The sequence below is a fragment of the Rhodococcus sp. H36-A4 genome (assembly GCF_027158005.1).
Lineage (GTDB): Bacteria > Actinomycetota > Actinomycetes > Mycobacteriales > Mycobacteriaceae > Rhodococcoides.
This window is the reverse complement of record NZ_JAPVLQ010000002.1, coordinates 586,958-607,471: the sequence shown is the minus strand read 5'-3', so window position 1 is coordinate 607,471 and position 20,514 is coordinate 586,958. Positions and strand designations below refer to the sequence as shown.

Sequence of the window (20,514 nt, the reverse complement as noted above, 5' to 3'; positions counted from 1 at the left end):
TCCAGTACAACGAAGTCGGTGAGGTCCAGTCGACAGATCGACTATGACCGAGACGAGTGCCACTCCCTTCGGGGAGAACAAGGCATCAGCGATAAGCAACGAGGGCCTCTCGTTCATCGGGGTACGTAGTACGCACACCGGAACCGGAGGCCCTCGTCATCCACAACCATCCCGGGAGCTACACCTCGTTGGCGCGCTTACCTCTCCCCGGATTTTCGAACTGTCTGTGCGCGCTCAGGACTCGATCCACGCTTTGTCGAACAGCATGATGCCAGTCGCACTGGGCACGACTTCGTGCACGTCCGTCTGCCACGCCCAGAATGCGGCAAGCCCGCTGATGGGCACCGATGGCACAGTGTCGTTCCAGAGGGTCTGAACCTGTGCGATCACATCGCGCGCAGCATCGTCGTCGGGGGCCGCCTGCAGCTCCTTCAACAAGCTATCCATCTCCGGATTCGCATACCCGGCTGTGTTCCTCAACGATGTGCTGGAGAGGACGGACTGCAAACCCGCATCTGGAATCGACTCGTACAGACCGATCCCGGCATGGGCCAGATCGAACTCATGTTTGACATAGACGCTGTTCAGTAGATCCCCAGCATTGTTTGCAAAGGCAATGTCCACAGTGAAACCGACGGCCTGCAACAACGACTGAACGGCTAGGCCGATCGCTTGATCCTTGGGTTCGTTGAGAACGGTGTACTTCAGACGCCCGTCATAGCCGTCGGCCTTTGCCTCGTTCAGCAACTCGGTGGCCTTGTCCGGATCGTAGACAGGGCCGGCAACATCGGTATGCCATTGCGACGTCTCTCCGAACAACTCGGATCCGGGAAGGCCCTGACCCTCTTCGGCTCGCTGGTCTATGAGGTCAGGGTCGATGGCCTGCGCAATCGCTTGTCGTACCCGCACGTCTGCGCCTGGAGAACCCTCGCGGTTGTTGATCAGCTCGGCTCCACCGGCGTTGAGGACATCGACGAATCCGGGGTAGCCGGCTTCTTTCGCCGAGTTGATTGCTGATCCCAGACCACGGATGTAGGCAACGTCGAGTTGACCGGCTTCCAGCGACTCGAAGTTTGCTTGCGGGCCGTTCAACGCCACCATGCGCAAAGTGTCCAGATGAGGGCGCCCGCCGTAATATTCAGGGTTCGCCGTGAACGTGCGCTCCTCCCCGGGGAGAAATCCTGCCTCGACGAAGGGTCCGGCCCCGACAGCGGTGAACTTCTCGCCTTGCTGTGCACCTGGGGCGACGATCATCCCGTGGCCAAACGCCAGCATCGACGGAAACCTAGGCCATGAATTTGCGAGACGGAAGACTACGGTCGAACTATCCTGCGCCTCCATCGATTTCACCGACTGCATCCATAGATCTGCACCATTGCCGCCGCCGGAGTTGTAGCGCTCGATACTCGCGACTACCGCTGCAGCATCCAACGGCGTGCCGTCGCTGAAGCGCACACCATCACGTAGACGCAGAGTCCATGTCATGTTGTCTTCGCTTTGCAGTGATTCGGCGAGCTGCGGTGCGAACTCCCCGGAGTCGGTGTCGTACTTCATGAGCACGTCGTATACGGCGGCGAGTGCCTCGCCGCCCTGGCCGCCGCGGGCTGTGGCTCGGAGAGGGTCCAGCGTCGTGGTGAGAAGTTGTACACCGTAGGTGAGGGTGCCACCGTCCACCGGATCGCCGGCTTCGGATTGGACGTTCACCAGGCCGGTCTCGTACGTGCCACTACCGGAACCGCCCCCCTCACCGTCGGCCCCGCCCGAGCACGCTGCGAGTACAACGCTGGCTCCGACCAGAGCGACCGCGAAGCGGCCGGGTCGTCTGATGGCCCGCTGTCGATAATTCACTGAGATCATATGGGTTCCTTATATGTGCGGGCGGTTCGACGTTTGAGAACGCCAGACAACGACCCTCTGGGACAGTTCGCCGCGAGGGTGCCGGTGAAAGCTGGGGTTACACGTTGTGACAGGCCACGAAGTGGTCTTTGCCAATCTCCCGCAACAGTGGTTCTTCAGCTGCGCACTGATCGGTCGCGAGTGGACACCGGGTCCGAAAACGGCAACCCGACGGTGGGTTCAGGGGGGAGGGCAGGTCGCCTTCGATGATCTCGATCTCGTCCTCCCCATCCCGCGATCGGTTCGGATCCGGAATCGAGTCGAGCAGCAACCGGGTGTACGGATGTTTGGCGGTGTCTTGGACATTTTCGGTGGGCGCGACCTCGCACACCTTGCCCAGGTACATCACCATTATCCGGTCGCTGATGTTCTTCACCACGGCCATGTTGTGGGCGATGAAGATCATCGAGAACTCGAATTCCTTCTTGGTTTTCTCCAGAAGGTTCAAGATCTGTGCCTGCACCGACACGTCGAGGCTCGAGACCGGCTCGTCACAGATCAGTAGCTTCGGCCGGAGCATCAATGCGCGTGCGATACACACACGTTGGCATTGGCCGCCCGACAGTTCGCCCGCCGTCTTCTCCATCACCGCATCTGGATCCAGGCCCACTGCGGTCAACAGATCACGGGTCATGGCTTCGAGCTTGGCCTTGTTCTTGGTCCCCCAGATGCGAGGTCCCTCGGTGACAAGATGTTTGACCTTGCGCCGCGGGTTCAGCGATGAGATCGGGTCCTGCATGATCATCTGCATCTGGTTGCGGGTGATCCGCAGACTCGATGCGGACATGTCCCCGAGGACCATGTCATCGAGCGTCACCTTGCCGGACGTGGGCTTGGGCAACTGTAGGACCGCGCGCCCGGCGGTGGACTTCCCGCAGCCCGACTCCCCGACGATGCCCAGTGTCTCCCCTGGGACGAGGTCGAAGCTGATGCCGGAGACCGCGTGCACGGTCTGCTTGCCTGCAGGGAATTCCACCAGCAGGTTCTCGACGGTCAAGACCCGCTTCTCGTCTTCGCGCATGTGTGCGGTTCCGCTGCCAGCCATTACACAGTCTCCAAGTCCAGCTTGCGTCCGGCCGCGGTGCGCCCGGCCTTCTCGTTGGCGGCCAACGCCGCTGCACCCTCGGCTGTGCCGACGGGGAAGTGACATGCGGCCTCGTGCGGATGCACCGCCGCGGCGGAGTCTTCAGTGGCGACCAGTTCCGGCGGCACCGTAAGACACTTATCCTGTGCGTACCGGCACCGAGTCGCGAATGAACAACCCTCAGCTGGCTTCGTCATATCCGGCAACCCGCCTTCGATGGCCTCGAGGACCGTGTGCGGCGCATCCTCGATTCGCGGGATCGCCGACAGCAGCGCCTCGGTGTACGGATGACGCGGCTGCGCGAACAACTGCCGTGTTGGCGCGGTCTCCACTATTCGGCCCGCGTACATTACGGCGACGCGATCCGTCTGGCCGGCGACGACGCCCAGGTCGTGGCTGATCAAGATCCCCGCCATCCCCGTCTCCTTGCGGAGCGAGTCGAGCAGCTCGAGAATTTGCTTTTGCACTGTCACATCGAGCGCAGTCGTCGGCTCGTCCGCGATGGTCAGGATGGGGTCGCATGCCAGCGCCATCGCGATGACTACACGCTGGCGCATACCTCCCGAGAGCTCGTGTGGGTATTGGTCCACCCGTCGGGTCGGCTCGGGAATCCGCACCTTCCGCAGCAACTCGATCGCCCGCTCTCGGGCCTGCTTCTTGTTCAGGCCCAGATGGGCTCGGATCGACTCGGTAAGGTGCGTGCCGATGTGCTTGAACGGGTTGAGAGCCGTCATCGGGTCCTGGAACACCATCGCGATGTCCTTGCCCCACAGACCCTGCTGCTCCTTGCGGGTAAGTGTCTGCATATCGCGGCCCTGGAACCGAATCTCGCCGGCTACCGTGGTCGCGCCACCGTTCGAGACCAGACCCATGATGGTCTGCCCGAGCACCGATTTTCCGGAACCGGACTCGCCGACCAGGCCCAGGGTCTCGCCCGCGGCGAGGGTCAAGCTCACACGGTCGACGGCGCGCAACTGGCCCCGCTTGGTGCGAAAGTGCGTGGACACATTCTCCACGGTCAACAGCGGTCCCTCCGCCGCATGGTCTGGCGTTCCGGCAGCTGCCGTCGTAGCGCCCATGCCAGGCGTTTCGTGCTTATTCATCGGTGAACTCCCGCTTTGCCATGTAGGGCCAGGACTGAGGCGATACGGACACTGCCCGCTCTCGCCGTCACAGCTTTGCCTGGCGTGAGCCGCCAGTGACCTTCTGCGCCTTCTCGCCGACGATGTTGAACGAAAACACGGTCAAGAACAGGAACATGCCCGGGACCAGTACGACGAATGCATGCTTCTCGAACACCCCGCCCTGGCCCTCGGCGATCATGTTTCCCCACGTCGGGATCGGCGGCTGGATGCCGAGGCCCAAGAAGCTCAGCGATGCTTCCGCGACAATCATCACCGAGATCATCACCATGCCGAGCGAGGCCAGCGGCAGCGCCACGTTCGGCGCAAGCTCGCGCACCATCACCCGCCACCGACTCGCGCCCATCGCGCGGGCAGCGAGGACGAATTCGCGTTGGGAGAACGTCAACGTGTTCGCCCTCGCTATTCGAATCATCGATGGCACCGCAAGCACCGCCAGTGCCAACGCGATGTTGCGCAGGTTCGGTTGGAGCACCGACGCCAACGCGATCAGCAGGATCAACGCGGGGACTGCGAGCAGCGAGTTCGTCAAAATCCCAACGATCGCGTCGACTTTCCCGCCGAAGTAACCGGCGAGGATGCCGATCGCGCCACCGATAATGACGCCGATCAGCACAGCGCCCACCGCGACCACAAGCGAGGACCGTGCACCGTAGATGGACCTCGCAAACAGGTCCAGGCCGAAGTTGTTCGTCCCCAGCGGGTGGCTGGAGAACAGATCCGGCGGGGCGTACCCCTTGGATCCGAGAGTCTTGGAGGTGTCCACGTACTCAGCAAACGGCAACAGCGGCGCGATGATCGCTACGCCGATGATCAACGCCAGCCAGACGCACGAGATCACGAACGTCAGATCGAAATCCGGCCCGAATCGGGCGAGTCCGATCCGACGCGCACCCATGTAGATGCCGGCTAGCCCGATGAGACCGACTACGAGGCGCACGGCCATCACGACGGGTCCAGCGCCGAGCGCGAAGCCGAACGCGATCACACCGATCGCCAGCAGAATACCGCCGCGGACGTACAGCTTTCGGCGTCCGCTCTTGTCTCCGTCGGCAAACGTGACTGCGGAGTCCTTCACGACCGGATCGGCGACGACCACCGCAGCGCCCTGCGCCATCGCGGGTAAGACCTGTTCGGGGTCGTTGAGGTCAGGGTGGGAGAGATTAGACATGGGCTCGTCGGCTCCTCGGGTCGAGATATCCATAGGAGATATCGATGATGCCGTTAGCCACCACGTAGATGAGCGCGATCACCAATACAGCTCCCTGCACCATCGGCATATCGCCCTGCTGAGCGGCCCGCACGATCAGCGAGCCCATTCCCGGCAGTGAGAACAACGTCTCGATGATGACGGTGGAGCCGATCATCGAACCCAGCACCAGGCCGAGCATCGTGATCAGGGAAAACGAGGATGGACGGAACGCATCGGAGATCAGCAGCCTCAGGTTCGAGGTGCCCTTCGCCTTCGATACCAGGATGAAGTTCTCCTGCAGGGTCGTGATCAGGTCGCTACGCAAGATACGCAGGAACATCGCCATTTCCAGCAGGCTGATCGTGACGGCCGGCAGGATCGCGTGGTACAGGTTGTCGGCAAGTCCCCCCTCGGACACCCGTACCCACTGCGAGCGCGGAAACCAGCCGAGGTTGTTGACGAACAGCATGATCAGCAGCAAGCCGGACAGGAAGGTTGGGATCGACAAGACGCCGAATGTAGTGGCACTGATGATCCGGTCGATCAGGCCACCGCTATGACGCGCGGACCACATCGCCAACGGGATCGACACCGCCAGTGCAATGATCAGCCCCATGGCCGCCAACTGCACACTTACCGGCAGTGCTGCGACGATGCGCTCCGTCACGTCCGACTGCGGCGGCACCAGTGAACGGCCCAGATCGCCTTGCAAAGCGGACGAGAGCCAATCCCAGTAGCGGCTGAGGAACGAATTGTCCAAGCCCATTTCGGAGCGTGCCTGGGCGTACTCCTCAGGGGTACGGCCTTCGCCCAGTGCCGCCACCGACGGGTCACCGGGAATCAGCGACACAAGTCCGAACGTGCCGAGACTGACGACGAACAGCACAACAATCAGCTCGCCAATTTTTTTGAACACAGTCTTGGTCATTGCTGGCGTTGCCTCCTTCCTCTGTTCATCCGTGCATCCTCACTTCAATACGATTACTCAGCTGGCCGCGCTTGCGGCAACAAAGTCTTGGGTGGGTATTCGACGGCACCGAGTTGGTACAGCGCCGAACCGTGGAACGACAGCATTCACTGTTCCGTGCGTCTCATTATGACTGCTGTCACACATCACGAAGGCTCAGTCTCACTGTTCGGGACTGCCCACGATCGGTTAGGTCACTAAGGGAACCGAGTCAAGCCAGGCGTCGTCACCGGGCACACCCTCTACGTGATTGCGCCCCCCCATCGACACCTTCACGGACACCTTCACGCCGGCCCAGCTCGTGCCGACGCGACCGCGTCGGCGATCCCGAATCGCCCGAGCGGGAGGGTGATCGTCACGGTGACCACGACGTCCCAGCCTTCTACGACGCAATCCGTCACCTCACCCTTCGAGCGGCCTACGATCTCCCGCGCCGTCGCACACGCACCCCCGACGCCTCGGTTCAACTCCCCGGCTGCCGCGAGAGCAGACAGGTCCGCAGCCGACTGGGCCTGATGCCGGGCGCCGACCGCCGAGCCGACGTGAACGATCGCCACGACGACTACCAGCAATGCGGCCAGTGCACCTGCAGCTAGAACCGTTACTCCGCCTTCCTCGCAGGACCCCGTCATTCCACAGCGTCCGGTTCGATCGCGGCGACCGCTTCGGCACTGACCGTCAAACCCGGCAGCGGAGTATCGGACTGCACGCGGACTGTCACGTACCCGTCGTGCTCGGTGACGGTGATCTGCGCCCCGCCCGGCGCCACCGACTGGGCAACCGATACCGCATCACCCCTGGCCGCCAATCGCGCCGCCTCCCGCGCCGCATCCACACACTGGACATGCATCGACACAGCAAGTATCGCGCCGATACAGGTCACGACGACCGCGACGATGGACGCGACGGCGATAGCCGCCTCCACCGTCACGGCACCGTCGTCGGCTACACAGCTGTATTGAGTGCTCGGTCGATGATTCCGGTCAACGAACCTACGATCGAATCTTCGATCGTCAACCTATGACGTAGACCTACATTCGCGGGTCGGCCCTGGTGCGGGCTTCCCTCCCGCTACCAGAGCCTCAGCGCAACAACGGAAGTAGCCGTCGTGAGCCGTCACCGAAGCATATCCACACCCACCGACAGAACCGCCGCGACCCGCGCCTACGTCCTCGGACTACTCGCCTGCGCCAGCATCTACCCCGCCGTCATCGGCATCTGCCACGCCGCCCTAGCCCTCGGCTGGACCGCATGAAAACCGAACGCGTCAACCTCCACTGCGCCACCTGCCGCGCCTACTTAGTGACCGTGACCGCCCCGGCACCACCCGTTCGCGTCCTCTGCGCCACCTGCAAGCCCCACTGAACACACCCCGCCGACAGGCAATCCGAATAGAGAAGGAACACCCGTGTCCAACTGCACCAACCATTTCTCCGAAACCATCACACAGCCGGAAGGCCAGCCCATCGTTGTCGAGGTCAGCACATGGCACGACGCCGCCAACGTTTCCCGCTTGTACGTGGACGCTGGACGCGAAGAGCTGACGGTGACGACCGCCCGCGCCTTGCTGCACAGTCTCGCCCGTGCCGTGACCGTCCTCGAATCCCTTGAAGGCGAACTTGATCCACGACTGAACGGCCTTCTAAGCATTTAGCCGGATAGCTGGACTCGATCCTTCTGTTTGTCGCTTCACGTCGTTCTCAGGGCACGCCCGACGTAAACCAGCCGCCTCCTGTTGCTTGTGCTGACAATCCCGTGTTCCAGGGCATGGGAGCTTCACCGCCGACTGATCCCCGGTAGTGAGGTCACCTGACAGCCGCTCACACCTTCACGTGTGGGCGGCTAGAAGGCGTGGGTTGCATCGGTCAGCGGGAAAACTGGGAGCGGTCACTGGGAGCATCAGTGACAAGGCGCGTAGCTCCGCTCGGTCGGGGTGAGTCCCGTAGGGTCCGTCTCGACCCGCCAACCCAGACCTACGGAACTGATCGCATGGCCAAGAGAACCCGGTGCACACGGAAGAAACCCCGCCCGTACCCGAAGCCCCGCTGGATGAGCAACGCTCACTACTGGTGGTTGTACAAGCATGACGAGCCGGAACTTTCGAGACTCTGCCTGCCCAATCACCAGCCCGAGCATGATCCGCTCAACGACTACCGAGCGGCCATGGACCGCGATTGATTCAGTCCTAAAGAACTGTGTCGCACGCCGTCACTAGTCTTGCCTCTATGACCTTCGAAAAGATCAACTCAGATAACCTGACTCACGAGCACGTTGGGAAGTATGTAGCGTTTCAGACCCGCTACGAGCTTCCGAACGGGGCGGACGGAACAACGCTTCTGATCGGCGTACTCGACTCCATCACGCACGCGCTGCATGCCACGTCTGCGACGGTGACTCGTGTCAGCATCAGCATTTCCGAAGACGAAACCTTCAGTCGCGATCTGCGCAACACTTCGCTGAAAATAGGCAATTCATTAACCGAGGTTTTTTTGGCTCTCGCAGAACAGGCCAAAGCAGAGACTGCCTGACACCGACCGGCCCGCGCGTTTCACCTGGCGGACCGACACTCTCGTGCTGAGGGTTCGGGCCACCAACCCTGCTTCACGTGTCTTGACCGCGAAGTACGCTTGCGCCGCTGCAACCTCAGGCTTGCGTGGGTCGCCGTTCATCGCCACCAGGTACGCAGCGAACCGCGTTAACGCGAAATCCTCGAACGGACGGCCACCTGTCTTGTTAGTGGATCGACTAAAAAGCTGGTCAACCTCTGCCGCCTGATTGAGCGCACTCTTGCGTGCCCGATCAATAGGGACTTTGAACTGTTGCCAGTTGGCATAGCCCATGTACGGCATCAAGTCCCGCGCCGACCAGAACTCTGTACCATCCGCCCGAACTCGCCGCATCCCATCGAACAGCCCTGAGCGTCACGCAGAGGGCTTTGCTGACACGCGATGGGGTATGCCCCCATCGCCTAGGCGGGCCTTTACCCTACTGACCTGCTCCAACCCGCAGTCGAGGACGGCGTCCGCGTCTACGAACTCCGCATCATTGCCACTGCAATAAAGCCAGTTCGTCCGACCAGCATTGTTCGCTGAACCCTCTGAGAGAGGGTAAGTCTCACCCTCTCTCAGAGGGCTTGACTAGCGCAGGATTCCGACGCAACGTTCAGTCGTGGCCACTGCCCCTGTGGTTAGGTCGGCTTGCACGTCGGCTGCGTCAATGATGGTGAGCGCCATTGCGATACCTTCGAGGCTGGTTGCTGTCTTGTTGACTGCCTGCGTTGCTGTGCTTGGTGGGAGTCCTGTTGGATTTTCGGGTTCTTCCGTTTCGCCGGGTTCAGGCTTGGCCGTTTCGCCGGGTTCAGGCTTGGCCGGTTCAGCGGGTTCAGGCTTGGCCGGTTCAGCGGGTTTGGGCTTGGCCGGTTCAGCGGGTTTGGGTTCCGGCCTGGTGTAGGTTTTCCCGTCTGATCCGGTTACAGGGGTCGCAGTTGCGACCCCTGATGCTTCGAGGTCGCGTCGTACAGTGTCCTGTCCAACCCCGATGGCCCTAGCTATCGATTTGTTGCTCATTGGTGCGGCATGCTTCCCCGTTGCCAGTTCCGCGACAACCTCAGGCCACTCCGTCTTAGACGGCAACCGGAAACCATCCAACTCCCTATCGCAATACTCCTGCCATGACCCATACCCCAACACCAACCAGATACGGCCCGTATACGCCCGCGCCACGTCCCCAGTCGGGTACCGCACGCACCCACAACCGAATCTGCGACGTGCGGATTTCTCTAAACCCTCTGGGAAGGGGTAAGTCTCAGGCTCTCACAGCGTTTGACGTCCCCGCCGTATCAGCGCAACGTTCACAGGGTGACCATCTGGCTTACGACACGAGACGCCGCACAACACGCCCGCTGCCACACTCAAACAGTCCTGTGCGCGGCCCGATCCGGCGAGTTGACCGGCCACCAACGTAGAGCACCAAACGGTTCCTGGCGGTTCAAACTTTCGGACGTGGACGACTGGCCACAAGGCGCTTGAAAAGACAAAAATCGCCCCCACTCTCGGCATGTGAGTGGGGGCGATTCTTAACTGAGCCTTGCTACACGCAATATGACGGACCGTACCTGTAAGATACCAACTACCTGCTTCTTAGGGGTCCAGTCGGAAGAAAGCCCCCGACGTGGAGCCCGGATAGGAGGTGATGGTCCCGTGCAGGAGTCTGATCAAAAAGAGAAGACCCCGGTCAACCTGGCTGAAGTCGTTCAAGCAGCTGCCAGTGTGGCCGGGGTGATACTCCAAGCGGTTCAGTTGTTCGTTAACTGATTACCATCGGGCGGGGCGCTGGTTGCACAGCGTCTCGCCCTTGTAACTGTCGCAGCCTGCGGTGGCTACTGACCTGCACATTACCCGCAGTGCGAGTACCCGCGCAACAGGGTGCGCACATTGCGTAACGGTTGCGCACCGTGTTACTGGGTCGCGTTCCGCTACCGCCTGTTCAACAAGGCGCTCGACTTCGCACGCCGATTCATCTGCATCTGCTTGAGCATCAACTCAAGCTGCTTAGGATCAGCAACCGTCACGTTCTCCAAGTTGATCGAGAAATCACGGCTACCACCATCGCCCTCAGGCGGAAGCTGCAAACCGCCAGCGAAATTCGCCAGCTGGTCAGGACTGTTGAAAATCGGTTCCGGCTTGTCGGACAGGTTAATTGCTGTGCCGCCAGACTCAAGCCAGCCGCCCGTCCCGAACTTCTTCGGTGCCCGCCTGCCGCAGTTCCTCAACCCAAGCGGGCATCGACTCCTCAGCACCGGGAGTGAACCCAAGCTACGCCTACGCCGCCCCAAAGAATGTTGACCACGGGACATAGCCGAAACTGCCGAATCCCATCAGAAGGGGACACACGCTGTCCGACCAGCGTTGTTCCCTGAATCCTCTGAGAGAGACTGAGTTTCAACCACTCTCAGGATTTGACCTGAACACGTTTCCCCGCATCGTCCGCCTGCGACTATCCGGCTGACGACGGTCGACGTCGCAGAGAATGCCCGCCGCCACATTCAAACAATTCTGATTGCCGCGCGGACGGGTGACCTCATCGGCCCAACGCACGACGCCGAACGGTTCGTGGCGGTTCAAGCCTGACGACCGTTGGAAGGGCCTTCGGAGCGAGGACTGGACCGGCGCCTCCTGGTGCGGAAACCTGCCTCAGCGCGTCGCGCGCTACTCGACTAATTGGCAAATTGCCTGCAACGTGGCATCTTCGTGTGATGCCACGCCGAAGTCGCGAACAGCTGCTCGAAGCGCTAGACGAGCAGATGCAGTTTCTTAAACGGTCCGCCAGGGACTACGACACCGGCCACCTAGTTGAGGCCAAGCGAATGGCCGTCACGCTTCGCGTCTTATTCCACAACTCATCGATGTCACACTCGCTCATCAACCAACTCGACCTCCATAGAACACTAACGTGGGTTGACTCAGCGGGCACTCATGACCGCCGAAACTTGATCAGCAGTTCAACTCTCTCCCACATCCAGATGCGAACTCTTGGCGACGGTGCACTTCAGGTTGAGCACGTGGCTGGCCTAGGCGACCGGCCGCCCGGAGACATACTCGTGGACGGCAAGAAGGTACCCCGCAACGCTCGCATTGCGTTCGAAGTTTGGTGGGACGAGAAGGTTGTCCGCGATACGGACGGGTCCGGTTTCAGTCGACGCGGACTAGTCTTGGCTCTCTCAAATCACGAGGGCGGCGCACACGTCGACCCCAAAGTAAAAGTGGCTTACGCCCGACTAGCCAACAGCGAAGCATTCGGATGGTCCGTTTCCGACCTGAGCGGTGAACGCCCGATGGACAGCAATCCCGTCTTCCCCGCAATTCGGCAGATCACATGGGAGGTGCTCACGTCTCTCCATCAACAGGAGCACTTGCTGATCTAACAGCAACGCCCGAGGGCATTGGATCAGCCCGAGCAATCGGAGAACTAAATAGTCAGCTGTGCGTACGCGTCTCTAGTCCGCTTCAAACACATCAGAATCGTTAAAACCAAATGGGACCCTGCGGTAACAACCAGAGCCGACCACCATGGATTTATAGAGCCGTCAGAGTCAGCCGAAGCACTCGCCGACACCGCCAGCACCGTTGCGCCCAAACCAATTATCACAGCGTAAATTAGATTCGCAAACAGCTGATCGAGCAGAGTCATCAATACCCCACCACGAACAATTCTTGGGTCTGCCGCGACTTGAAGTCGGAGTTGAAAAACATAGATTATTAGTCCGAATAGCAGCGCTGTAAGGATTGACACGCCCGCGATGATATCGCCTACAGATTTAAGATTCACAGGGATCCATGCCACCAATATTCCACCTGCAATCGGCATTAGGTAGAGCAGAAAGTAATCCCAGAAGTGACGCTTTCCAGTTGCGTCGTCAATAAGCGTATCGAAGTGCTCGACTATGGCATCTCGAACACTAATTTTACTACTCATTGGTCCGCCTTCCTTAGATGCTAAAGTCGATGTGTAAGATCGGCTGGTGACCACACACCTGCTGAGTGTGAATATTCCCATTCTACTCCGACATTTTTGAAAAGAGAAGTCGCCTCGTCCAGGCAAAACCTCAAAACCGCCCTCGAATTTTTCGGCGCCTGGTTACTGTCGCTAAGCAGATAGCTGATGCTAGGCGTCTTCTCTCGGCCCAGCACAAAGGTCTTGCGAGTGCTACCAGAGGACAAGGCTACAACAACCTCGTCTGGGTCGTGACCGTCCGGAAACGCCAATAACTTGCCGCGGTTAATATTTTTGTTTCGCAAAGCTTTCCAGAGTGCGTTCGGTAGGTGCTCCCCCTTCGGCGGAGTGAGAACATGCTGCAAGTCGCCGACCACTTTGCCAACCGTCTTATTTGTCACATCGGCAGAGTGCCCGTGCAAAGTTGCACTTACTCGCTCTAGTTGTGCATGCTCAAGCCATGCTTCTTTTTCCACTAAGCTAGTGAGTTGCATAGTATAATCGGGGTAGGTCGTTTGAAAATCTTCTTTAAAGAGCTTTACTAAATCCGACGACCCGCCCATTCCGCCTGATCGCTCAATAAATAGCAGCGCCGAAGTGCCCATTTTGGGAACCAAAAGAACGCCGTGAGTCAAAACTGCATTAGCATTTTTCTTCACGAACCGTTGAATTACGCGATGGGTGTCAATGTCGCGAGTTTCACCCTCTTCTCCAAATTTCCCAGACAACGTTTGAATTCCTAAAGTGCGCCCAACCGGCTCAAGCTTCGAAATTGCTGCATACTTTTCGGCGGAGCGGTCGACCAGGCGTGTTGAGTCCAGCCCCTTCGCGAACCCGTGAAAAAGAAAGAGCATGTCGCGCCGATCCGGGAGCTCAGCAACGTTCAAAAACTTATTTCTAGAATTGCGTTTCTGATATGTAATTTTTGTAACAGTCAAGGTGCGGCGCGGCACAATTCTCCGATCACGAAGGGCATAGTCTTTTGAAGACTACAGCCCAGAACAGATTCAACGTCCCATTAGCCATCAAAGCGCAGGACGCAGATTCATTCGATCGAATGAACGATGGAGCTATCCTGGCTGACAGCCCGTGCACCGAACGATTCGGGGCACCAAGCTGGACAACTTCCTTGGCGGAAAAAGCCGACGGAGGGAAATAGAACGCATTGCCTGAGGGACGACCACGACTCGACAAGGGGGGCCTCCCCCACCCTATTGATTGCTGGGGCTGAGAGCCACGCTGAGGGCTTTCCTCCTCCCCCTGCGTGTTACCAGTCCCGTAGGTGCTTAGAATCGCTCTTGAGGGCACGGTTGCCCCTACTGCTGTTGCATCCGTAGTGGGCTGGTTGTAGTGGTCCTAGGTTGTGTCCGCCTTTGGACACTGGGGTTATATGGTCTGCCGTGAATGAGCCTGGGTCTGGGAAGGCTAGGTCTGGGTCTATCCATCCCCCACAGAGTGCGCATATGTCGTTGGTTCTTTTGAGCCGTGCCCGTCTAGCCCTGTAGGTTCGATGCCCAGTTCTTCCTGCCATGCCTGGTATCGCCTCCCTTGTGGGTTGTTGTATGGCTACGGCTTGGCCCGTGGGTTACCCGCACTGTTGGTTACCCTGTTGGTTGGGCTGGTGTTGCGGCTGGTATGTCGTAGAACAACGTGAGTCTTCCGGCGCTGAATGCGTGGTGCCTATTGTCTGGCTTGCCTGCCGCTTCGAGTCTTTCGGTGCCTCTTGTCAGGGAACGTGCAAGGCTTGCGTTGCTTCCGTTGCGCACATAGTTGAGTAGTCCATGCTTGGACAGTTTCTCTGCCAACTGCCATAGGCGTTCCGTCATTGGTGGTACTCGCTTCCGTTGGTGCCCCATTGGTGTTACCGCCCTACTCGTGTTGCCTCATCGGTGGCTTGGGCTAGGTGGCGTTGAATGGTGGTTGCCCATGCTTTGATTGCTGGTTGTTCGCGGCGGTCGCTTTGGTCTGCCGTTTGCGGGTTACTGTTCTCGACACGTTCGAGTTGGTTAACCGTTGTGGTTGTGTCTGGTGGTGGGGTCGCTGCGTGCCCGGTGCCCGCCATGCCTACTACCGCTAGTGCCCCTACTAGCCATGCCCTCTGGTTCATGCCTACCCCCCTTGTGTGTGGGTGCCCCTCTGGTTGTTTGACCTGGCGATCTTGTGTAATTTGGCCGGCCGAAATCCGTAGGTCACGCCCGGTGAATTCGGTAGGCACGCTCAAGCACGACGCGCCAGCGTTCGTCCAGCGTCCAACGCTGGTAGGACTCAACCCGCATGCGTTTACCGTGGGTACGTGCCAAGCCTTGAGCTATGCGTATTGCGTCCTCGGAACCCACGCGACCGCTTCCCTTGGCCTAGCTGACGCCATGCAACGCAAGTCATCCCTCAAGCCTGAGTCCGGTGAGTCAATGTCCAACGCAAACAAGGTGTTCAGTCCTGGTCAGTCGATAAACCGCCCTGCGGTCAGCGGTCACGCGCGCTGTGTCGCGTTACGGCTGGTGGTCTGCCCGATCGGAGCGCCCGTCACCGCGACGTGGCTTGATCCGTGGCACTGATGTGTCCCTACCTGCACGCCGGTCGGCTAACTCGTCCAACCCTGTCTTGGTCTGCCTCACGGGCGGTTTGCGCCCCTCAAGTTCCCCAAGCACGTCCACGAATTGACGACTGAGCGATGCGATTTCGCGGGCGCTTTTCGTGTCCACGATTGTTTGGGCGAGCAGATCACGCAGGGCTGTGAGTGTTGCGGTTGTGTCCCCGCTTGCGGCTGCCGTTACTAGGTCGAGTGGTTTGGTGCGGGCCATTGCGGCGCCTCCCTTCTGTCCCGTGCGCGGGTCATCGCAGGGTCGCTGCTTCCCGCGCCTTTGCTGCTGCCGCTCGAATCTTGTAGGTGTCTACTGCGCCATCGCGGCTGACGAATTGGGTTGGTGCTCGTACTCCGAAGAACATGTTGTGTTGTAGGCCGCTGGTGGGTGGGATGGCGCGGTGGGCTGCCAGCTTCTTTGCGGTGCCGGGGGCTGCCCGTTCCACGTCGGTGAGTACGTCGTCCCAGTTCTTGTGCGCTGCCCGCAGGGTGATTGCTCGGATCATGGACTCATCGTTGGAGAATCGTGCACGGTCGAGTGCGGTGGTCGCTGCTTCTGGGTTGTCGAGTTGGTCGGCGCGTTGGAGGGCGTCCCGGTGGCTCATGATGGTTGCTGGGTCGGCGGCTGTGGGTCCGAACAGTCGGCGTGCGGACGTTGTGCGTCCGGTGTCTACGGCTGCCTGGTAGGTGGCTTCATGCTTGGCCATCTGTTGCTGTGCTTCGAGGTAGAGGGTTGCCGCTTCTATGTCGCGGCCTTCCTTGGTCAGTGATGTGGACGCGTCGATTTCGGAGAGCCGCGCCTGGTAGTCGTCACGGATGCCTGCCACCGCTTGCACGTTGATGTATGGCGCCCGTTCTGCCGCGCTGGTCGTGTCGATTGTGGGGTCGGTATTTGTCATGGTGGTTGTCCCTTGTTCTGTGGTGGTTGTCGTTAGAAGGTGCCGCGTACTGCCTCGGCTGCGCCCTCTCGCGCGGACTGCCCAGATGGCACGCTGAAACCTGCAAGTCCGCTGCGTGCTTGCCGTCCGATGTATCCCGCCGTCCTGCGCTGTGTTTGTGCCCATGCCTTCATGGAGTCGGCGTGCGCTTCGAGTTCTGCGCGGGTATTGCCTTTGAGGAGTTCGGAGTTGACGCCGGTTTCGCGTGCCACCGCATCCCTGAGGAGTGTGTGCTGTGCGCCTGCTAGGTCGGCTTCGCGGGCAGTGAGTGTGCCGCGTGTGGTGTCGAGGTCTGCCTTGACGGCTTCGAGTTCACGCCTGAGCCCTTCAACCTCGGGGTCTACTTCCGTGGTTACCTCTTCGGTCTGGATCGGTGTGCTCATTCGTTGTCACCTTCTTCGAGAATGTCGGCGAACCCAGCCAGGCGTTCGTTGATGTTTTCGGCTATCCCGTGTGCGCCGTCAACGTCTTCGGCCAGTTCGCGGTAGCAATCCATCAATAGTTCGGTGCGTGCGTACAGTGTCCGCACAAGTGAGGTCAATTCCTCATTACTAAAATCATTACGGTCGGTGCTGTTAATCTCAGTGATGTGCATTGTGTTTGATTCCCTTTTCTTCGGCACCGGCATTATTGACGGTGGTTTGCGTTTCTGTTCGGTATAGTTTTTGGCCGTTGATGACGATTGCCCCACCGTATTTGCGTGGACGCGTCTGTCGTGGCATTGCAGCGGGTGTGGGCATCAGTCGTCCAATAGGTTGTCGATTTCGCGGATTAGCCGGATGAACTCTGTTCGGGGTGCGGATATCCGTATTTTTGGGCTATCTACGATGAGTGCGTCGTCGCCTGTCACGCTTGCCCTGGTGCACCATTCGTGGGTATATCCGTAAGTGCCGTCCAGCGCGTCCTGTAGTGCGTCTCCCAGCCGCCTGAGGCCTGCGCCACGGAGGGTTTTATAGCAGCGTTCGGTTCCCCAGCGGTCAGCTAGAGCTACGTTGAATCGCCGCCCGCTGGTACCGATACCACTTCCCAGCTGCCGTACTGACCATCGCGTGTTCACTGTTCCGCCCCGGCGAGTTCGGCCAGCGCGTAGGTGAAGCGGATGATTCCGCCGTCCTTGATTACGGTATTCAGTTCCGCATTGAATGCTTTGTTGTCGCCGCGTTTGACTGCGGTTATTGCTGCGGTGGCGCGCTGTCGATCTTTCTCACTGATTCTCATCACAGTCCCAAATCATCATGGATGGTCAATTTTATTTCGGTCTTTTTGTCGAGCGGCATCAGTAATCCCACGAAGTGATTGCCGATGGTTATTCGCATTGGTCCGTCTTTTGTGTCCGAGAATTGGACTAGCATTGCATCGGACTTCGACCGTGCCGGTTTTCGGAAGTCCGCTAGGTACGAGGCGTTGGTTCGTGCCTGCGTTTGTGTGTTGCCGTACTTGAACCGTTGGAATAGTCCGCGCCAGTCCGGCCAGCCTTCGAGCGTTTGCAGCGTGAGGGTGGTTGTCGATGCCGGTAGCTCCACGACCATTCCAGTGCCGACTAGATCGAGTTCGACTGTTGCGGTCGTTCGCTCTGTGCGCGGTAGGGCTTGCCGTGCTGTCTTGACTGAGGCCCGTAGCGATTGGAGTTCGGAGTGCGCGAGTACGAACGGTGGGTGGTCGGCCTCTGGGGTGTATTCGGCTTCTATTCGCGTTACGCAGAGCCGGAAGCGGTCTGTTGATACCGCTAGAAGGTGGTTGCCGCTGCGTTCGATTAGGACGCCGCTGATCGGTAGCGTTTTGTCTCGGGCTGTGAAGGTCGCTGCTTCTTCGATCAGTGTTTCGAGGTCGGATAGTTGAACGGTTATCATGCGGGTGCTCCGGCTCTGAATAGTGAAATGATTCGGCTACGGCGTTCTTCGGTGAGTGGCGGGGCGGATTCAACAAGGTTTCGGACGTAGGCGCTCAGTTCGTCGCTGAGCGTCTTTTCTGCGGTTGCTGACATTCATCCTCATGTGGGCATAAAAAATGCCCCCAGTGGTCAGCTAGGGGCTTGCAATCAATATGTTCAGTAGTCAGGAGGGAGGGCGTCCCACATTCTCATGCAATCGCATTGCCTGAGTCGCTGCACATTCCCGCAACGAATGCGTGTCGTAAAGTACCAATCCTCTGATGCCTGCCTGCCGGTACGCGGTCACCTCGCCGCGCGTACGCCATTTGCGTAGCGTGCGTGGGCTTCGATCTATCAGTTCCGCCGCCTGCTGTTCGGTGATCCATTTGATTAAATCCATGTCCACCTCCTGAGGCGGTCTTGATTGAGGCCAGCTTGGCCCCGATTTCTGGGCAAATAAAGTGGGTGAAGGTGGAGCGCACGGACTGGGAAATGGTCGGCGCGCGCTCAACACCTTCATACCAATTACATTACTTACCTGAACGGCAGAGACGTTTCTCAGAACAACGTCCAATCCTCCACCGGATCACTCGCGACTCTGCCACGACCAGGACCGGCCACGACGGCACGATTCCGATACCGCGCCGCCGCCGTCCGCTTCGCTACCCGCAAGGAAGACCTGTCATAGACCACGCGACCATCCCGCCGCCTGCCGGTACGGACAAGGCCCTGCCTGGACCATTCACGGAGCGTCCGCTGCGACCGCCCCACATACCGTTCAGCATCAAACCTATCGAGCCACACCGTCATCAGTCGGCCTGGTACAGGCCACGTGCAACCATGCTGGCGTTGTGGGGTGACTGCTCTCTGATCCACGCACGCAGTACGGCTGTTTTGCTGTTGACGTCTGGGTTGCGTTCTAGCTGCGCAGCCTTTCGGGTCAGTTTCCATGTTGGAATTTTCTTTTGGTTTGCGGCTTCTCGATCTTGTGCGCTCACCCATTCCGGTACGGGGTGTTCCGCATCGAATGCAACATGCGGGGAGTTCCTTTTTGTCACCCACCGATCCGGCATCACTTGAAGTTTCAAACCTGCGTCACCCAATGTTTGTAGGTCTGCTTTCGAAAGTTCCGCGGCTGGCAGCTTGCGTAGGTATTCGATGTGAATAGCATCGGTCCCCGTGTCGGTGTTGGCAGAATCTCCGTTCTCGTCCTCAGCCGCCGCGCCAGCGGCAGTAGCCTCTTCGATTACGGCTGACTGATCATGGAGAGGGGAAGAATCCTCACTCGGCACGTCACGCTCTCTTACTGTGGGTAGTGGGGTGTTATTCTCTTGTTCTTCTAAGTGTTCTTCTATGTTGCTCAATTTTTGAACACCTACCTGCTCAATTTTTGAACAAGTACTGCTCAATTTTTGAACACCTCCCGCAACAACGATTGGCTGAGAAAGCGCAATCTTGTCGGCATCGGAGAACGGGGAGGACTGAACCCGGTAGTTGGTGTTCACCAAAACGCCATCCTCATTGTTGACCGGCTGTCGGATCAAGTATCCGGCAGCCTCAGCGCCGTTCAGCGCCTGGTCCACCGTGCCCCTTGCCATCCCGGCGTCGCGGGCAATCACCGACTTATTGAGCAACCCGTAGCCCTCAGCGTGGGTCAGTAAGTGACACATGACGCGAAACGGTCCAGGCTTCAATGTCGAGGCCTTGCGTAGAAAATCCCAGCTGAGTTGTGTGAACTCGTCTGTCAGTTTCTTATCGTGGTGCTTAATCTCGAATCTGTATTCAGGGCTCGTGCGGTCCGTCATCGTTGCGGATTTCCTTCTCATGAGTAGTGAGGGCGTCGTTGATCTGGTCTGCCAGTTCGCGCAGAGCTTTCGGTGACAGGTCGATCCGCACGTAGCGGCCACTGTCTTGCAGTCGGGTTATATGGAACTTGTAGGCGGTTCGGCGTCCAGGGCGGACCTGAGCCTTACGCGTGACCGACACATCGGACATCAGCGGTTCACCAGCCGCTCGACAACTTTGCGCCGTTCGAGCTGGAACCTGAACTCGGTTATTGTCAGTCGGCTGTAGTTCCGTACGGCCCACTCGGGAACGGGCAGACCGTCCCATTCGTCTGCTGTTGCGTCCTGTGCCTGCGTCCACGCCGCTGGGTCTATGTAGCCCGGTTCGTGGACCCATCTTCCGAACGCCGGGTTGTAGCGGAACCCGCTGTTTTTCAGTTCTTGTAGTTCCATGCCGGTGAGCGAGGTAATGGGGCGCTGACGGAGTTGTTCGAGCCTGTCTGTGGACACCTGTGTGTTTCCTGTCGTACGACAAGTGGCCCCGGCGAGGGTCACACCGGGGTGGAGC

General features: G+C 59.3%; 25 protein-coding genes and 1 pseudogene. 5 read left to right on the top strand and 21 right to left on the bottom strand.

Annotation, left to right across the window (positions count from 1 at the left end; all coding sequences use genetic code 11):
• Window positions 1–234: 234 nt before the first annotated feature.
• The 7 genes from O1W68_RS07780 to O1W68_RS07750 form a co-directional block, all read right to left on the bottom strand.
• Entirely contained in the window at window positions 235–1,857 is a 1,623-nt protein-coding gene (locus tag O1W68_RS07780) for an ABC transporter substrate-binding protein (protein WP_269302409.1), read from the bottom strand.
• Window positions 1,858–1,954: 97 nt separating this feature from the next.
• Window positions 1,955–2,941, bottom strand: coding sequence for an ABC transporter ATP-binding protein (locus O1W68_RS07775; protein WP_269302408.1), 987 nt, complete (start codon window positions 2,939–2,941; stop codon window positions 1,955–1,957).
• Complete coding sequence (locus tag O1W68_RS07770; RefSeq protein WP_269302879.1) at window positions 2,941–4,059, bottom strand: ABC transporter ATP-binding protein; 1,119 nt, start codon at window positions 4,057–4,059, stop codon at window positions 2,941–2,943. The genes O1W68_RS07775 and O1W68_RS07770 overlap by 1 nt, the downstream gene beginning before the upstream one ends.
• 91 nt (window positions 4,060–4,150) lie before the next feature.
• A complete protein-coding gene (locus tag O1W68_RS07765; protein ID WP_269302407.1) occupies window positions 4,151–5,293 on the bottom strand; it encodes an ABC transporter permease in 1,143 nt (380 codons plus the stop codon).
• Window positions 5,286–6,242 (bottom strand): ABC transporter permease, encoded by a 957-nt coding sequence (locus O1W68_RS07760; RefSeq protein WP_269302406.1) that lies wholly within the window; start codon window positions 6,240–6,242, stop codon window positions 5,286–5,288. The genes O1W68_RS07765 and O1W68_RS07760 overlap by 8 nt, the downstream gene beginning before the upstream one ends.
• 323 nt (window positions 6,243–6,565) lie before the next feature.
• Window positions 6,566–6,913, bottom strand: a complete 348-nt coding sequence (locus O1W68_RS07755; RefSeq protein ID WP_269302403.1) for an Rv3654c family TadE-like protein — start codon at window positions 6,911–6,913, stop codon at window positions 6,566–6,568.
• Window positions 6,910–7,206, bottom strand: coding sequence for a TadE family type IV pilus minor pilin (locus tag O1W68_RS07750; RefSeq protein ID WP_269302877.1), 297 nt, complete (start codon window positions 7,204–7,206; stop codon window positions 6,910–6,912). The genes O1W68_RS07755 and O1W68_RS07750 overlap by 4 nt, the downstream gene beginning before the upstream one ends.
• 183 nt (window positions 7,207–7,389) lie before the next feature.
• On the opposite strand from O1W68_RS07750, the gene O1W68_RS07745 reads away from it, so the two are divergent.
• The 3 genes from O1W68_RS07745 (at window position 7,390) to O1W68_RS07735 (ending at window position 8,809) form a co-directional block, all read left to right on the top strand.
• On the top strand, window positions 7,390–7,536 hold the full coding sequence (locus tag O1W68_RS07745; protein WP_269302402.1) for a hypothetical protein: 147 nt from the start codon (window positions 7,390–7,392) through the stop codon (window positions 7,534–7,536).
• Window positions 7,537–7,689: 153 nt separating this feature from the next.
• Entirely contained in the window at window positions 7,690–7,935 is a 246-nt protein-coding gene (locus O1W68_RS07740; RefSeq protein ID WP_269302400.1) for a hypothetical protein, read from the top strand.
• 571 nt (window positions 7,936–8,506) lie between these two features.
• Window positions 8,507–8,809, top strand: a complete 303-nt coding sequence (locus O1W68_RS07735; RefSeq protein ID WP_269302398.1) for a hypothetical protein — start codon at window positions 8,507–8,509, stop codon at window positions 8,807–8,809.
• Here the strand turns inward: O1W68_RS07735 and O1W68_RS21530 are convergent.
• A complete protein-coding gene (locus tag O1W68_RS21530) occupies window positions 8,756–9,121 on the bottom strand; it encodes a hypothetical protein (protein WP_442972299.1) in 366 nt (121 codons plus the stop codon). The genes O1W68_RS07735 and O1W68_RS21530 overlap by 54 nt on opposite strands.
• A 1,017-nt stretch (window positions 9,122–10,138) precedes the next feature.
• Between O1W68_RS21530 and O1W68_RS21595 the strand changes: the two genes are divergently transcribed.
• Together O1W68_RS21595 and O1W68_RS07730 are read left to right on the top strand one after the other, a co-directional pair.
• A complete protein-coding gene (locus O1W68_RS21595) occupies window positions 10,139–10,309 on the top strand; it encodes a helix-turn-helix domain-containing protein (protein ID WP_442972298.1) in 171 nt (56 codons plus the stop codon).
• Between the two features lie 1,532 nt (window positions 10,310–11,841).
• On the top strand, window positions 11,842–12,204 hold the full coding sequence (locus O1W68_RS07730) for a hypothetical protein (RefSeq protein ID WP_269302397.1): 363 nt from the start codon (window positions 11,842–11,844) through the stop codon (window positions 12,202–12,204).
• Between the two features lie 44 nt (window positions 12,205–12,248).
• Here the strand turns inward: O1W68_RS07730 and O1W68_RS07725 are convergent, their stop codons facing one another.
• The 13 genes and pseudogenes from O1W68_RS07725 to O1W68_RS07675 form a co-directional block, all read right to left on the bottom strand.
• Window positions 12,249–12,755 (bottom strand): hypothetical protein, encoded by a 507-nt coding sequence (locus O1W68_RS07725; protein ID WP_269302394.1) that lies wholly within the window; start codon window positions 12,753–12,755, stop codon window positions 12,249–12,251.
• A gap of 20 nt (window positions 12,756–12,775) precedes the next feature.
• Window positions 12,776–13,726: a hypothetical protein gene (locus O1W68_RS07720; protein ID WP_269302392.1), complete on the bottom strand. Its 951-nt coding sequence runs from the start codon at window positions 13,724–13,726 to the stop codon at window positions 12,776–12,778.
• Window positions 13,727–15,605: 1,879 nt separating this feature from the next.
• Window positions 15,606–16,253 carry a hypothetical protein gene (locus tag O1W68_RS07715; RefSeq protein WP_269302391.1) on the bottom strand — a complete coding sequence of 216 codons (648 nt, stop codon included), beginning with the start codon at window positions 16,251–16,253 and terminating at the stop codon, window positions 15,606–15,608.
• Window positions 16,254–16,285: 32 nt separating this feature from the next.
• On the bottom strand, window positions 16,286–16,675 hold the full coding sequence (locus O1W68_RS07710) for a hypothetical protein (RefSeq protein ID WP_269302389.1): 390 nt from the start codon (window positions 16,673–16,675) through the stop codon (window positions 16,286–16,288).
• Entirely contained in the window at window positions 16,672–16,887 is a 216-nt protein-coding gene (locus O1W68_RS07705; RefSeq protein WP_269302387.1) for a hypothetical protein, read from the bottom strand. Before O1W68_RS07705 ends, O1W68_RS07710 begins: the two co-directional genes overlap by 4 nt.
• Before the next feature lie 458 nt (window positions 16,888–17,345).
• On the bottom strand, window positions 17,346–17,510 hold the full coding sequence (locus tag O1W68_RS07700; protein ID WP_269302386.1) for a hypothetical protein: 165 nt from the start codon (window positions 17,508–17,510) through the stop codon (window positions 17,346–17,348).
• Window positions 17,510–17,815, bottom strand: a complete 306-nt coding sequence (locus O1W68_RS07695; RefSeq protein ID WP_269302384.1) for a hypothetical protein — start codon at window positions 17,813–17,815, stop codon at window positions 17,510–17,512. Before O1W68_RS07695 ends, O1W68_RS07700 begins: the two co-directional genes overlap by 1 nt.
• A gap of 150 nt (window positions 17,816–17,965) precedes the next feature.
• A pseudogene (locus tag O1W68_RS21590) lies at window positions 17,966–18,142 on the bottom strand (hypothetical protein); the annotation flags it as partial.
• Window positions 18,143–18,346: 204 nt separating this feature from the next.
• Window positions 18,347–18,562, bottom strand: a complete 216-nt coding sequence (locus O1W68_RS07690; RefSeq protein WP_269302382.1) for a helix-turn-helix domain-containing protein — start codon at window positions 18,560–18,562, stop codon at window positions 18,347–18,349.
• 158 nt (window positions 18,563–18,720) lie between these two features.
• Window positions 18,721–18,972, bottom strand: coding sequence for a MerR family transcriptional regulator (locus tag O1W68_RS21585; protein WP_442972297.1), 252 nt, complete (start codon window positions 18,970–18,972; stop codon window positions 18,721–18,723).
• Entirely contained in the window at window positions 18,972–19,967 is a 996-nt protein-coding gene (locus O1W68_RS07685) for a hypothetical protein (RefSeq protein WP_269302380.1), read from the bottom strand. The genes O1W68_RS21585 and O1W68_RS07685 overlap by 1 nt, the downstream gene beginning before the upstream one ends.
• Entirely contained in the window at window positions 19,945–20,157 is a 213-nt protein-coding gene (locus tag O1W68_RS07680) for a hypothetical protein (RefSeq protein WP_269302378.1), read from the bottom strand. Before O1W68_RS07680 ends, O1W68_RS07685 begins: the two co-directional genes overlap by 23 nt.
• Window positions 20,157–20,456 carry a hypothetical protein gene (locus tag O1W68_RS07675; RefSeq protein WP_269302376.1) on the bottom strand — a complete coding sequence of 100 codons (300 nt, stop codon included), beginning with the start codon at window positions 20,454–20,456 and terminating at the stop codon, window positions 20,157–20,159. The genes O1W68_RS07680 and O1W68_RS07675 overlap by 1 nt, the downstream gene beginning before the upstream one ends.
• Window positions 20,457–20,514: the final 58 nt, after the last annotated feature.

Coding starts and splice junctions, on each gene's coding strand:
- O1W68_RS07755 (WP_269302403.1), bottom strand. CDS start 6,913: ATGACGGGGTCCTGCGAGGAAGGCGGAGTAACGGTTCTAGCTGCAGGT.
- O1W68_RS07680 (WP_269302378.1), bottom strand. CDS start 20,157: ATGTCCGATGTGTCGGTCACGCGTAAGGCTCAGGTCCGCCCTGGACGC.
- O1W68_RS07760 (WP_269302406.1), bottom strand. CDS start 6,242: ATGACCAAGACTGTGTTCAAAAAAATTGGCGAGCTGATTGTTGTGCTG.
- O1W68_RS07770 (WP_269302879.1), bottom strand. CDS start 4,059: ATGGGCGCTACGACGGCAGCTGCCGGAACGCCAGACCATGCGGCGGAG.
- O1W68_RS21530 (WP_442972299.1), bottom strand. CDS start 9,121: ATGGGCTATGCCAACTGGCAACAGTTCAAAGTCCCTATTGATCGGGCA.
- O1W68_RS21585 (WP_442972297.1), bottom strand. CDS start 18,972: ATGACGGTGTGGCTCGATAGGTTTGATGCTGAACGGTATGTGGGGCGG.
- O1W68_RS07725 (WP_269302394.1), bottom strand. CDS start 12,755: ATGAGTAGTAAAATTAGTGTTCGAGATGCCATAGTCGAGCACTTCGAT.
- O1W68_RS07700 (WP_269302386.1), bottom strand. CDS start 17,510: ATGAGAATCAGTGAGAAAGATCGACAGCGCGCCACCGCAGCAATAACC.
- O1W68_RS07775 (WP_269302408.1), bottom strand. CDS start 2,941: ATGGCTGGCAGCGGAACCGCACACATGCGCGAAGACGAGAAGCGGGTC.
- O1W68_RS07690 (WP_269302382.1), bottom strand. CDS start 18,562: ATGGATTTAATCAAATGGATCACCGAACAGCAGGCGGCGGAACTGATA.
- O1W68_RS07705 (WP_269302387.1), bottom strand. CDS start 16,887: ATGCACATCACTGAGATTAACAGCACCGACCGTAATGATTTTAGTAAT.
- O1W68_RS07710 (WP_269302389.1), bottom strand. CDS start 16,675: ATGAGCACACCGATCCAGACCGAAGAGGTAACCACGGAAGTAGACCCC.
- O1W68_RS07715 (WP_269302391.1), bottom strand. CDS start 16,253: ATGACAAATACCGACCCCACAATCGACACGACCAGCGCGGCAGAACGG.
- O1W68_RS07765 (WP_269302407.1), bottom strand. CDS start 5,293: ATGTCTAATCTCTCCCACCCTGACCTCAACGACCCCGAACAGGTCTTA.
- O1W68_RS07685 (WP_269302380.1), bottom strand. CDS start 19,967: ATGACGGACCGCACGAGCCCTGAATACAGATTCGAGATTAAGCACCAC.
- O1W68_RS07735 (WP_269302398.1), top strand. CDS start 8,507: ATGACCTTCGAAAAGATCAACTCAGATAACCTGACTCACGAGCACGTT.
- O1W68_RS07780 (WP_269302409.1), bottom strand. CDS start 1,857: ATGATCTCAGTGAATTATCGACAGCGGGCCATCAGACGACCCGGCCGC.